Here is a 14370-nt window from a genome sequence, read left to right on the forward strand (position 1 = left end):
GACAGTGAAACTCGCCGCGCCGCTATAGTCACCCGATTGGGTCACCGACACTAAGGATTCAATCTCGGTGCGATACGTCGCCCCATCGTTGCCATAGGTGCCACCGACTAACACCAAGCGCTGACCATCTAAACATAAGCGGTCGGTTGCCGTGTAATCCACCCCGGCAATAAAGTTATCTTGTGCCACGGTTGCAGGACAGCGGGTGATACTGCTGCTTGCAGATAAACTAAAGCCTACACCGGCAATACCATTGCCACTGCGACTGCTGTAATTCAGTGCCACATTCGGCTGCACGCCGTTTCGACCCGGCGGTATCACTATTGGAATATGGTATGACGCCGCCCCGCCGCTGACACCGGCCTGTGCCGGCGTGGCACCATTAAAGTCACTGGCTGATGCGGTTTTGCTCACCTGTGCGGCATCTGCTGCTTCTCCGCCTAGCTGTCCCCAGTCTAGGACGCGCGCCTGACCGACAACGACAACCTCACTAACAATGGATTCTTCCATGCCCTCATCATCGGTGTAACTCACCTCAACACTCAACGACTTGGCATCGTCACTGCTAAGCACTGTGTAGCTAGCGGCGGTTTCACCTGTAATAACCACACCATCACGCAACCACTGGTATTGCAAAGCACCAATACCATCAGCATCATGAAGGGCGCTGGTTTGCGCGGTTAAGGTCTCGCCGATTTGCGCCTCACCAATGATAAGCACGTTACCTTCAACCGGGTCGTTAATGGGTAAAACCTGAAGGTTAAACTCGGTCCCGCTAGACAACCGCCCATCAGAAAGGGTCAGCGTGATAGTAACCTCACCGTATTGGTCATCCTCAAGGGTGATATTCAAACTGCGCTGCGCACCTGTCCCCTCAATGCTAAGGTTTTCATCAGGCAATAGGGTTTGGTTATCCGAGGTAGCCTCAAGGGTTAAATCGGCCAGTGGTACCGCATCGCCTAAAATGCTAAAGCTCAGCGGAGATATGAGCGTATCTTCATCCACGCTCAGCGGCTCAAGCACACTAATGCTCATCGGCAATTGCGCTGCCACCACAGCCGTTGGCACGGCACTAATACTTTCGTTATAACCATCACCATCAGCGAAAAGAACCGAGGCACTTAAGTTGTAACCAATATCATCTGCACTCACGGTATAACTTGAAGTCGTCGCCCCATCAATAATCAGACTCACCCCGTCTTTATGGCGCATCCACTGATAACGAAACTCCCCTAACCCATTCGCATCCGTAATGGCAACAGTTTCTTCCACATTGAGGACTTCTCCCACTAAAGGCTCACCACTAATCGCCACTTCACCTTGGGCTTCATGGTTAGGTGCTTTAAATTCTTCGTTATAAAGGGCGGTGATTTCTTCGCGCGATAAGGCGCGGTTGTACATGCGGTAGTTATCTATCGCACCGTCAAAATACTGATAGCCGTGTTTGCAAAGAAGGTGCCCGTAGTAACATAAGGCCCCGACCTTTCTGGCCGATTTAGGCTGGTCTGCCGTCCAATTATCCGGCCCGCCAATGCTGTTATCAATACCGCTTTGCACACCGTCCATGAAACCTTCCATAAAGGTGCCATCGGTGATAACGGTCATCATATGCCAGCGGCCATCACGGTAGTTTTTCTGTGTATCGTAAAAATACACCAAATCGCGGAGGACACCGTTATCACCCAAGGTCACAAAATGGATACGCCCATCTTTAATGATTTCAGGTCGAAACTCCCATGCCGGTAGCCTGCCATCAACATCCCAGTATCCTTGGTGCATCAAATACAAGAACTCGCGGGTGGAGCTGGTTTTAAACCAAAAGTTAATGGTCACCACCTGCCCTTTATTAAAGCCGGGCAATTGTTTAAGTGCGCCATAGGTGGTGTGCATCCCCATACCAATTTTGCCGACGGTTTGCCTAGGCGACCTATCAATGGTGCCATGATTACCACGCCCGGAGGTGTCTAAACCAAGATTACTGGCATCTTCAAATAAATATTCTGCAATCAACCCCGGATTTGGCGTGGTCACTTCCCCGACCGTAACAGTGACCGTGCTTTGCGATGTCTGCCCTGCGCCATCTTCAATGGTATAAACAAAGCTGACCGTACCCACAAAATCCCCTTGCGGCGCAAAAATAAGCTGCTTGCCGCCAGAGGCAATCGCCACCTGCCCTTGGGTAATATCCCCCACCTGCACAATGCTTAAAAGGTCACCATCAGGGGTATCGTTATCCAATACCGACAAAAGGTTATTACTTGAGTATTGCTCCACCGTATACTCATCAGGATTGGCAACGGGTGGCTCTGCTGGTTGTATCTCGCCATACACAGGCACAGTGACACTGCCATTACTGTTGTAACAGGTCACCGTGAAATCCCATACTGTCGGCGATTCACGCAGGACAGGGCCCCAACTAAAAGTGCCCGACTGCAATTGGCCATTGTTCAGCACATAATCCACACCAAGACTGTTTTTACATTCCCGCACATTGGTATAGGAAAAAGAAAACATTTGCTCCTCTCCCACCTTCACAATTTGCGGAAAATAGTGCAATTCAGTTAAGGTTGGCGCCGGGTCTGGCGCAGGCGTAATAACATTAATGCTCACCTGAGCGGTTGAGGTGCCGCCCCAACCATCACTGACCGTATAAAAGAAACTGGTTGAAGTATTCCCCAAACGCGACGAAGGCGCGGTATACGTACACACACTCGAACAGTTAACACTGCCCGCACTTGGCTGCGTGTAACTGGTAATCGCCAAAGCATGACCATCCGCATCGATATCATTATCCAACACCCGAATAGTGGCGGTTTGGTCATAAAACAGCGCCTGCGAATCATCGTAAGCGATCGGGGCCCGATTCGCATGAATGATGGTAGAAACTTTCTGGGTTTTCTTGCTGTTATTGATTCTGTTGTAGCAGGTGACATCAAAGGTCCACGTTGCAGGTGCCGCGCGATAAGCCGACCAACTAAAATGTGAAGAGGAAACCGTGGTGTTATTAGGGCCACCAATGTAGGTGACAGATGCATTCGGATCATGAGAGTAATTATGGCTATAACACCAAGTGGCATTTTCATAGTCAAAATTAAAACGCTGGGTCTGCCCCACATACGCCACAACCGGCGTGTAGGTTAAGTTGGTAATGCTCGCTTGCCCCACCGCACTTGGCAGCACACTCACATTCACCTCATAGGGACTAGGACCAGAACAATATGCTGAGGTTTTATTGCAAGAGTAGATTTTATAGTTGTATTGACCCGCCAAGCGATGATTAAACTGCACCGTAGCCGATGTGGTCGTTGAAGCCAGTTTATCCTTTACCCAAGACTGAACACCATTTGGGTTTGTTTCTAATATTTTATAGTAACCACCGGAGCCAATCAGCCCATCAGGGCGCGACCAACTTAATGACACTTCGACATCGCTATCAGCAGGAACGGTATCGATTGATGAAACAAACTGCGTCACAGGCTGCGGGATATTATAAATATACACACTTCGATAAGGACTGCTGGGACTGCACCCTTTGGCATTACACGCTTGAATATAATAAAAACGGCTGCCTTCGGTGCTTTCCGACAAGGTAAAACTGGTACCACTGGTGTAGTGATAAGTATTTTCTTGAGTTTGACCCCGGTCATAACTTACCCAAATCTCATACTTGTTGGCATCCGCCACCGGCGCCCAACTTAACGTAAAAGGTTGGTTAATAGCAGGATAAGCCCCCACCGAGGAAACCGGCGCGCTCGGAGGATTTTCAGGCACTGTGGTGCCTTCTGTGGATGTAACCGCAACCGTGCTGCTGGCTGTGGCTGCGTTTTGTGCCATCAACGGCGCTTTGGCACCAGCGCTGTATGCATCATCACTTTTTGCGCTTAGCTCACCGGTATCACCATCGCGACCAGCGCGACGCTTGTGTTTACGCTTCTTACGCTTTTGGCGCTTAAGCTCACATTTTGTGCCGCTTTCCTGCGAATGAGGCATGAAATACACATACCGGCACTTCTTATGGCGCAGCGTATCGGTCTCATCAGGAATAAAGCGGCCTTCCTCATCTATGCCGCCATTACTGTTGTACAAGCGCACTAAATAAGATACACCGCCACTTTCCTCTATAACCGAACTAAAACCATCACCCGTCCAATCGAAATCGGTAAAATCCGCCTTAATGACCTGCGTATTTCTACGCTTAAACACACCCTTTTCATTGGCAAGCGCCAGATAGTGTTTTTTACGCTTTTTCTTAGACAAGGCAAAAATGTCATCTCGCCCGTCACCGTTAAAATCAGCAATGTACAAGGCTTCTGCTTTTTTAAGACCCCAACGGGACTTGCGTTTACGCTTTTGGGCTAGTGTGAAATCGCCATTGGGTAAGCTGTGATAAAGCTGATGCGCACCGGAATCATTCATCAGCACCAATAAATCACTTTGGTCATCGCCGTTGAAATCGCCCGTGTAATATTGATTGTCCTCACCCATCTTAAGCCACGAGAACTGCTCGGCTTGAAAACGACGAAAGCCCAACATACCGCGCGGCTCACCCATTAACAAATACGCTTTTTGCAGGGCAGGTAACACCACCAGCGCATCTTCATAGGCATCATCGTTAAAATAGCCCGGCACCACCTGCGCCTCTTCTACCGTCCAGCTTGCACCGTCCAACTCCGCTTCCAGAAAAAGCGCTGCATCATCATGATATTGAATGGAAAAGTTAACCTGCTTACCCAAATACAAGGCGCTTTTTGAGGAGGAAGACGCTGCCTGAAGCAACAAATCTTTTACCCCATCACCGTTAACATCAAGATAGTGCTCGACATGCGTCGACGAGTCCCAATGCACCGCATCGGCAGCGCTGGTTTGCGCACTAAAGATGAAAAAAAGAAAAGTAAAAAACGACAGAAGCGTAGTGTGTTTCATTCCCTGACCTGCATTCCCTAAAGGATGTAATTGTGGCTGATAAAATTCGGGCAGAAACTTATCTCAAACAGGTTAACATTTCAACCAAAAAGCGCAAAAATTATCAAATTAAGGGAAGGGGGAGAGAGACAAGGAGTGAAAATATCAACCTGACTTAAGTCGACTCAAATCTTATAAAAAAGGCCGCTTAAAAGCGGCCTAATGACATTTAACTTATTCAAACAACTTATTTCTTTTTCGCCTTAGGATTTGGCAAGTCGGTAATGCTACCTTCGTACACTTCCGCCGCTAAACCGATAGACTCATTCAATGTTGGGTGAGCGTGAATCGTTAATGCGATGTCTTCCGCATCTGCGCCCATTTCAACTGCCAAGCCAATTTCGCCTAGCATTTCGCCTGCATTGATACCAATCATGGCGCCACCAATCACACGATGAGATTCTTTATCGAAAATAAGTTTTGTCATACCTTCTGTACGTCCAGAAGCGATAGCACGACCAGAAGCAGCCCAAGGGAAGTTTGCTGTTTCATACTTGATACCTTGCTCCTTAGCTTCTTTTTCAGTTAAGCCAACCCAAGCTACTTCTGGGTCTGTGTAAGCCACTGAAGGGATACACTTAGGATCGAAGTAATGCTTCATGCCAGAAATCACTTCTGCGGCAACGTGACCTTCGTGAACCGCTTTGTGAGCAAGCATAGGTTGACCAACTAAATCACCAATCGCAAAGATGTGTGAAACGTTAGTGCGCATTTGCTTATCAACGTTAATAAAGCCACGCTCATCAACCGCAACACCTGCTTTATCTGCATCAACCAAACCGCCGTTTGGACGACGACCAACAGCCACTAATACTTTGTCGTAACGAACAGGTTCTGCTGGAGCTTGTTTGCCTTCGAAAGACACGTACAAACCATCGTCTTTTGCTTCCACCGCAGTCACTTTGGTTTCTAGCATTACGTTGAATTTGTCTTTAACGTGCTTTTGATAAATCTTGATGATGTCTTTGTCGGCAGCAGGGATAAGTTGGTCTAGGAACTCAACAACGTCGATTTGACTACCAAGTGAACGGTAAACAGTACCCATTTCTAGGCCGATAATACCGCCACCAAGCACCAGCATTTTTTCTGGTACATCGGCCATTTCCAACGCGCCTGTAGAATCAATAACGCGCGGGTCATCATTTGGAATGAAAGGCAAACTAACAGGCTCGGACCCTGCTGCAATAATCGCGTTATCAAAATTGATAACCGTTTTCTTACCATCTTTACCCTCTACTTCAAGGGTATTTGAGCCAGTGAATTTACCGTAACCTTGCACGTTCTTCACTTTGCGCATTTTAGACATGCCAGACAAACCTTTTGTAAGCTGACCTACTACGCTATCTTTCCACGCTCTAACTTTGTCAATATCAATGCTAGGTTCACCGAAAGACACACCATGAGCCGCCATTTCTTTTGCATCATCAATGACTTTTGCAACGTGTAATAATGCTTTGGAAGGAATACAGCCAACGTTCAAGCACACACCACCTAAGGTATCGCGTGCATCAACAAGCACTGTTTCTATGCCTAAGTCAGCAGCACGGAATGCCGCCGAATATCCACCTGGGCCTGCGCCCAATACGACTAGCTGAGTTTTTAGTTCACTCATGTGTGACCTCAATGACTGTTTGATACAAAGTTAAATGTTTTAATTTTTAAACCTAGGCTCCGAATTTCCGCAGCTTGGTTCTTTTATTTCTCAATAAATTAGGCGCAATTCTAACGACCTGCGCCTTTAATGGCAAAGGATATGACGGGTAATGTGCTATTTCATCATATCCCTGCACATGACGGCTATAAAACCAACCTTCTAATGTCGCTTAAAACGCCAGATAAATGCACCGCGAAACGCGCCGCAACCGCGCCATCAATTACTCGGTGATCGTATGAAAGTGACAATGGCAACATTAACCTAGGGTCAAAATCTGAACCATTCCATTTTGGTTTCATTTCACTCTTGGAAACACCCAAAATAGCGACATCTGGTGCATTAACGATTGGCGTAAAGGCTGTACCGCCGATACCGCCTAAGCTAGAGATTGTAAAGCAGCTACCCTGCATATCCGCTGCTTTGAGCTTACCATCTCTGGCTTTTTGGCTGATTTCCATAAGTTCGCTTGAAAGCTCCATAATGCCTTTTTTATCGACATCACGAACCACTGGAACCACTAAACCTCCCGGCGTGTCTACAGCAATACCAATGTGAAAATACTTCTTCTGAATCAAAGACTCACCTGACTCAGACAACGAAGAGTTAAACACAGGATAAGCTTGTAACGCGCTTGCAGCCGCTTTCATGATGAAAACTAATGGCGTAATCTTCACGTTTGCTTTTTGCTTCGCCAACAATGCATTTTGTTCTTTACGGAACGCTTCTACATCTGTGATATCTGCTTCCTCGAACTGGGTCACATGAGGAATAGTGACCCAATTGCGGTGCAAGTTTGGACCCGAGATTTTCTGAATACGTGTTAATGGAACCTCTTCAATTTCACCAAATTTACTGAAATCAACTTTCGGTGGCGCAAGCACTTGTAAACCACCCGAACCGGAAGAAACCGAGGAACCTGCTGTCATCTTAGGTCGAGAAAGCTCATATTTCACATAAGATTGCACATCTTCTTTTAGTACACGACCTTTGCGTCCAGAACCTTTGACAACGGCTAAATCAACCCCAAATTCGCGTGCCAATCGGCGCACAGAAGGTGAGGCATGCACTTTGCCGGTTTTTTCCCTCTCACCCGCAGAAGGATGATGTGGAACTGGTGGTGCTTTTACTGGTGCTGGCGCAGCTTGTTCTTCCGATTTTGTAGGTTCTGCTGCTGGCGCAGATTGCGCTGACGGTTCAGAGGCTTGAGCTGGCGCTCCAGCTACTTCGAGTAGTAAGACCAAAGAACCTTGAGAAACCTTGTCACCTACCGCCACTTTAAGCTCTTTCACCACACCAGACTGCGGCGCGGGAACATCCATTGTCGCTTTATCGGTTTCCAAGGTAATCAAGCCTTGTTCTTCTTCCAGCTCGTCGCCAACCGCAACTAACACTTCAATCACATCAACATCGGACGCATCGCCAATATCAGGCACAGCGACTTCAATAACAGAAGGTTCGCCGCTGGCAACAGGTGTTTCTGCCGCCGCTTGTTCAGATTCAACGGGCTCCGATTGGGTGGCAGTTTCCGGTTCTGCCTCTTTTTCGGGCGTTGATTCAGCGGGTGCCGACTCTGCGGCACCCGCCGCTTTCATTTTCATAATGAGTTTGTCCATGCTGACCTTGTCGCCAACTTGGACCAAAATATCTGCAATCTCACCAGCAAAAGGCGCTGGAATATCCATGCTTGCCTTATCACTTTCAACTGTGACTAATGCATCCTCTGCCTCAACGGTGTCGCCAACGGCAACACAGATTTCAATGACTTCTACTTCATCACCGCCGACATCCGGCACGAGTACATCTTTTAGATCTGCCATAAGAATTTCTCCTGCCTGATTTACGCGTACAATGGATTAACTTTATCGATATCGATACCGTATTTACTGATGGCTTCAGCCAATACTTTCTTATCGATAGCGCCAGATTTCACAAGTTCGTGCAAACTAGCAACAACCACATATTTTGCATCCACTTCAAAGTGACGACGCAAGTTAGCCCGGCTATCAGAGCGACCAAATCCATCGGTACCCAATACGCGATACGCCCCAGGTACAAAACCACGCACTTGGTCTGCAAAGGCTTTTAAGTAGTCTGTTGCCGCAATTGTTGGCCCACTGTTACCTTGCTCAAGCACTTGTGTGATGTAGGCTTTCTTGTCTTCTCCATCTGGGTGCAACATGTTGTAGCGATCAACGTCTAAGCCATCACGGCCCAATTCATTGAACGATGTCACGCTGTATACTTCAGAAGAAATATTGAAGTCGTCTTTTAGCATTTGCGCCGCTTCGCGTACTTGCAACAAGATGGTGCCAGAACCTAACAACTTCACTTCGCCTTTGGCTTTATCTGCTGTCACTGTTTCTAGCTGATAAATTCCTTTTACGATGCCCTCTTCAATACCTTCTGGCATCGCTGGTTGCTCGTAGTTTTCATTCATTACCGTTAGGTAATAGAACACGTTTTCCTGTTCTTCACCCATACGACGCATACCATCTTGAACAATCACAGCCACTTCATAGCCGTATGTAGGGTCGTAACTAACACAGTTTGGGATCATGTTAGCTTGTAGCTGGCTGTGACCATCTTGGTGTTGCAACCCTTCACCGTTAAGGGTTGTACGCCCTGCTGTGCCGCCCACTAAGAAACCACGCGCTTGTGAATCACCTGCTGCCCATGCCATGTCACCAATACGCTGGAAACCAAACATAGAGTAGTAGATGTAGAACGGAATCATCGGGAAATTGTTTGTAGAATAAGACGTTGCTGCTGCTAGCCACGACGACATCGCACCTAGTTCGTTAATGCCTTCTTGCAACACTTGGCCTTTTTTATCTTCACGATAGTAGGCTACCTGATCCGAGTCTTGTGGTTCATATTTCTGACCTTGGCTAGAATAAATGCCTACTTGACGGAACAAACCTTCCATACCGAAAGTACGTGCTTCATCTGGAATGATTGGCACAATGCGTTTGCCAATTTGCTTATCTTTCAGTAGTGCCGTTAATACACGAACAAACGCCATGGTAGTTGAAATTTCACGACCTTTAGAGCCTTGTAAAACAGCATCAAATGCTTTTAATGGTGGAACGGGTAATTCTTCCGTGCTCTTTGGCAAACGCGCTGGTAAATAACCTTTTAATGCTTCTCGACGCGCCCGCAAATAACGCATCTCGTCACTATCTTCATCGAAACGGTAGTACGGTAAAGACTCAAGTTGCTCATCGCTTAATGGAATATTGAAACGATCGCGGTAGCCTTTGATGCTTTCCATATCCATTTTCTTAACTTGGTGAGCGATGTTTTTACCTTCACCAGCCTGACCCATGCCGTAACCTTTAACGGTTTTAGCAAGAATCACTTGTGGGCGACCTTTGGTTTTCACCGCACGGTCATAAGCAGCGTAGACTTTTACGGGATCGTGACCACCACGGTTCAAACGCCAAATATCGTCGTCAGACATATTGGCAACCATTTCTTTCAATTCAGGGTATTTCCCGAAGAAATGTTCACGCGTATACGCGCCGCCTTTGGCTTTGCAGTTTTGATATTCACCATCAATGGTTTCGTTCATCAAATCAAGCAACTTGCCTGATGTATCGCGGGCTAGAAGCGGGTCCCAATAGCGGCCCCAAATGACTTTAATGACTTCCCAACCTGCGCCACGGAATGTGCCTTCCAATTCTTGGATGATTTTCCCGTTACCGCGTACTGGGCCATCTAAGCGCTGTAAGTTACAGTTGATAACGAAAGTCAGGTTATCTAAGCCTTCACGCGCCGCAAGACCGATTGCGCCCAATGACTCTGGCTCATCACATTCGCCATCGCCCATAAAGCACCAAACACGTTGATCTGAGCAGTCTTTAATACCGCGATCCGTTAAATATTGAAGGTAACGAGCAAGATAAATGGCTTGCATTGGACCTAAGCCCATAGAAACCGTTGGGAACTGCCAATAATCAGGCATTAATTTGGGGTGCGGATAAGAAGAAATACCTTCGCCATCCACTTCTTGGCGGAAGTTATCTAATTGACCTTCGTTAAGTCTGCCTTCAATAAAAGACCGAGCATAAATACCCGGCGCAACATGCCCTTGAATGAAAAGATAATCCCCACCGTCTTTGTCATTGGCTGCCCGGAAAAAGTGGTTGAAACCCACATCATAAAGCATCGCTGAAGAAGCAAAGCTGGAAATATGACCGCCTAATTCAAGATCTTTTTTGGAACCACGAAGCACCATCATTAAGGCATTCCAGCGTATCGCTGCACGAATTTTAGCTTCAATGGTTTGATCGCCCGGCATGGTCGGTTCCTGACCAGAGGGGATGGTGTTGATGTAAGCTGTGGTTGCATCAAACGGCAAATGCGCGCCTGTACGACGTGCTTTTTCAATTAATGTTTCCAACAAGAAGTGCGCACGATCAGCGCCTTCTTCTTCCATCACCGCTTCTAATGCATCTAACCATTCCTGCGTTTCTTGTGGGTCGACATCTGGTTGCATCATATCTGCCATGGTGCGTTCCTATATTTGGTTTTGATTAAAGCTAAAAGTGCCAATCTCACTTTTAACCTTGGTTGATTTCAATTCGGCGTAACGCCCTTTGCATACGCGAGTCTTTCTGGTTGATTTCCAACAAAGTTTGCTCAATGTATGCCAAATGTTCATTACTGGCGTTTCTCGCCTGACTCGGGTTGCGAGCAACAATCGCTGCTGCAATTTCTTCTCGTTGCTGGTGAATCTTTTTACATGCTTCTGGGGCTGTTTGGAGTAATCGCAAGTTGCCTTCGATATTTTCTTTAAGCAATGTCGACAAATTCCCCATCACATGAATTAACACCATGTTATGAGAGCCCTTTGCCATGCACATGTAGAACTCAGCCAAAGCCTGTGCCAACGCGGACAAATCGTCCTTTTGCACCTGTTTTTGAACACGTTCTAACGCAGTATTTAAATGCTTGTAATCGCTTTGTGTGCCTCGTAATGCTGCATAATAAGCAGCCATTCCTTCTAAAGCATGACGAAATTCTAGTAGGTCAAATTGCCCCTCTGGACGCGTTGCGACTAATTCCATCAAGGGGTCGGTTACTTTCGGCGTGAGTTGGTTAGCAACATAAGTGCCGCCACCTTGCTTACGCATCAATAACCCCTTACTCACCAGCGTTTGAATCGCTTCACGCAGAGAAGGTCGAGAAACTTCAAATTGGGCGGCTAAATCACGTTCGGAAGGTAAGCGCTGCCCAGGCAATAACTTGCCTTCGATGAGCATGGTTTCAAGCTGCTCAGCAATCACTTCCGCGAGTTTTCGTGTTTGTATTTGACCCATTTTTCTCAACTCAAGAATCCATAAAACGACACTAGTTAACACGCTTTACTTGATTTTAAATTGTGTTTTTCAGCATCTTGGTAAATTGGTAAGACCAATTTACCGCAAAAAGCATAGCCCAAGTTTCCCTTTAGGTAAACCCACTGACGGTTCTAATCGGGATAATTTCATCTACCGGAACTCAGTAAAACTCATTGAATATGGGTACTCTGTGGCAATAAGGTTACAGATCTGACCAGTATAAATGCAGGGAAAGCTAACTGGAAAACTAGCTTTACAAAAGGAAATCAGGAAGAAAAAAGGTTAACGGCAGCAACCATACTCCAAAGACTGCCAACATAGACATATGGCAGCCTTCAAATATCAGTGTTCATTAAATTAGCCAGCCACTTAGTGTAAGTAATGCGACGACAACTAACATCAGCATGACATTGCGCTTTGCTAATTTCAGCATTGTGCAAGGCTCTTCAGTGCAATCTTGAGCACCGACTTCTACCACTTCGGATGCTTTAGCTATTTTTGCAATTAAATCCGCAGCAGAAATTTTAGGATCAACAAGCGCTCGTCCCCAAATACCGAAGGCATCAGTAAAGTTGCCCACTAACATATAGCCTAAAGTCGTCAGTCGAACGGGGATCCAATCTAGCACATGCAGCACCGTAAAAATCTGCGCCGTCAGTGAATGATTGACCTGAACTAAACGAACAGCCATGTAACGAGCACTAATATAAAGCATTACTCCAGCGGGCCCTAAAGCAATAAACCATAGTGCCACCGCCATGTAATGAGTGTAATTAATCCACGCAATATGTTGACCAAATGAACGCCCTGAATCCGGCTTATAACTTAATTCTTGGGCGTAAAGGTCACACGCTTCCATATCGCCTCGATTCGCGGCTTGAAGATACCCTTTAAAAGCGGTTCTGACATTCGGACACCCCGTCCCAATCATCAAAATGGCGGTACCCAAAAATAACTGAAATAGTACGTTTTCTACCTGTGTCTGCACCACAAACACCAACACAGCAGGGATAAATACAATGACATACATCATCAATACTGAGTGTCTTTGTTCAAATTTCAGTAAGCGAGAAATGGCAGAATAGTAAGGTGATAAGTAGGTTTCGTTTCGCCATAGGCGTGTCTTGGTTAGCATTCGTTCTAATGCGAAGACTAAAAGTAAGCTAAATAACGCCATGATTTTTCCTGTAGTTAACCAGCTGACAGCGATAACGACACCAATCGAAGGCAACACCCGGATCGGTTTTTCGCCCAAACGCTATATCGTTGTGACCAACAATGCGGCCTAAAGAAATCTCGGGGTAGTGTTGCATAATTGTACTGCTTAAGGCTATCAGCTTTTGGTACTGTGCATCAGTATAAGGCTCAACATCCGTGCCCTCCATTTCGATTCCAATACTATAGTCATTGCAGTTTTCACGTCCTTGGAACGTTGATACTCCTGCGTGCCAAGCACGGTCATTGAAATTGACAAACTGCACAATTTCACCGCTGCGGCGAATCAAACAATGTGCAGACACTTGCAAATGCGAGATTTCCTGAAAAAACGGATGTTCATCGGCATTTAGTTTGCCAGTAAATAAATCATGAATATAAGGTCCACCAAATTGGCCCGGAGGAAGTGAAATATTATGTATGACTAATAGATTTGGCGCCTGACCTAGCGGCCTTTGGTTGTAAAAAGGCGATTCAACAAAGCAATCATCACCAAGTTTACCTTGGATAATATCCACTCAACCCCCATTATATTCAGCTAAAATATGAACTTAGCTGCCAGTGTAATACACTTCTAAATCAAACAACACTCGCAACAAACACTTATCATTAAGAGCGCAATACGTTATGCAAGAGCCCCAGTCACCAGAATCAAATAATCAGCACAATAAAACGGGAAAGTGGATGTTTGCTCTTGCGTGGATCGCTGCTTTATTGCTGGTAACGATCTGGTTTGACGACTTGCTCATGGAGCGAATTAACCCAAACGCTGAGCCACAAAGTTATCGCTCATCTTCCGGTGTAGAGGTGCGATTAAAACAAAACATGATGGGACATTATGTGGTGACTGGGAGCATCAATGGGCGAAAAGTCGTATTCTTACTAGATACAGGCGCGACAAGTGTGTCCATTCCTGCACATCTTACTGACGAACTCGGTTTAATTCCCGGTATGCAAGGACGCGCGCAAACCGCCAATGGCATCGTAACAGTATTCAACACCCGAATTAGCGAACTCACCCTAGGCGACATTACGCTCAATGATGTTTCTGGCACATTAAATCCCGGAATGAAAAGTGATGAGATCTTATTAGGCATGAGCGCATTAAAAGATTTAGAATTCACCCAAAAAGATGGCTGGTTAGTGTTGAGAGATACCCGTTTCAACTAGGCAACACAGTATTGATTAACGCAACAT

Annotated in this window: 8 protein-coding genes; 1 reads left to right on the plus strand and 7 read right to left on the minus strand. The window is 46.4% G+C overall.

Annotated features, from left to right (window positions below; genetic code table 11):
• The 7 genes from HJG39_RS02150 to ampD all read right to left on the minus strand — a co-directional run.
• On the minus strand, positions 1-4923 hold a 4923-nt coding region (locus HJG39_RS02150), incomplete at its 3' end, for an Ig-like domain-containing protein (RefSeq protein WP_268406284.1).
• A gap of 226 nt (positions 4924-5149) precedes the next feature.
• A complete protein-coding gene (gene lpdA, locus HJG39_RS02155) occupies positions 5150-6574 on the minus strand; it encodes a dihydrolipoyl dehydrogenase (RefSeq protein ID WP_268406286.1) in 1425 nt (474 codons plus the stop codon).
• Positions 6575-6759: 185 nt separating this feature from the next.
• Positions 6760-8433: a dihydrolipoyllysine-residue acetyltransferase gene (gene aceF, locus HJG39_RS02160; protein WP_268406288.1), complete on the minus strand. Its 1674-nt coding sequence runs from the start codon at positions 8431-8433 to the stop codon at positions 6760-6762.
• A 20-nt stretch (positions 8434-8453) separates the two neighbouring features.
• Entirely contained in the window at positions 8454-11126 is a 2673-nt protein-coding gene (gene aceE / locus HJG39_RS02165) for a pyruvate dehydrogenase (acetyl-transferring), homodimeric type (RefSeq protein WP_268406290.1), read from the minus strand.
• 52 nt (positions 11127-11178) lie between these two features.
• Positions 11179-11937 (minus strand): GntR family transcriptional regulator, encoded by a 759-nt coding sequence (locus tag HJG39_RS02170; protein ID WP_268406291.1) that lies wholly within the window; start codon positions 11935-11937, stop codon positions 11179-11181.
• A 373-nt stretch (positions 11938-12310) separates the two neighbouring features.
• Positions 12311-13135, minus strand: coding sequence for a beta-lactamase regulator AmpE (gene ampE, locus HJG39_RS02175; RefSeq protein ID WP_268406294.1), 825 nt, complete (start codon positions 13133-13135; stop codon positions 12311-12313).
• Complete coding sequence (gene ampD, locus HJG39_RS02180) at positions 13122-13691, minus strand: 1,6-anhydro-N-acetylmuramyl-L-alanine amidase AmpD (protein WP_268406296.1); 570 nt, start codon at positions 13689-13691, stop codon at positions 13122-13124. Before ampD ends, ampE begins: the two co-directional genes overlap by 14 nt.
• A gap of 109 nt (positions 13692-13800) precedes the next feature.
• Between ampD and HJG39_RS02185 the strand changes: the two genes are divergently transcribed.
• Positions 13801-14343, plus strand: a complete 543-nt coding sequence (locus HJG39_RS02185) for a retropepsin-like aspartic protease family protein (protein ID WP_268406299.1) — start codon at positions 13801-13803, stop codon at positions 14341-14343.
• The last annotated feature ends 27 nt before the right edge of the window (positions 14344-14370 follow it).

It is taken from the genome of Alteromonas sp. a30 (assembly GCF_026788005.1).
GTDB lineage: Bacteria > Pseudomonadota > Gammaproteobacteria > Enterobacterales > Alteromonadaceae > Paraneptunicella.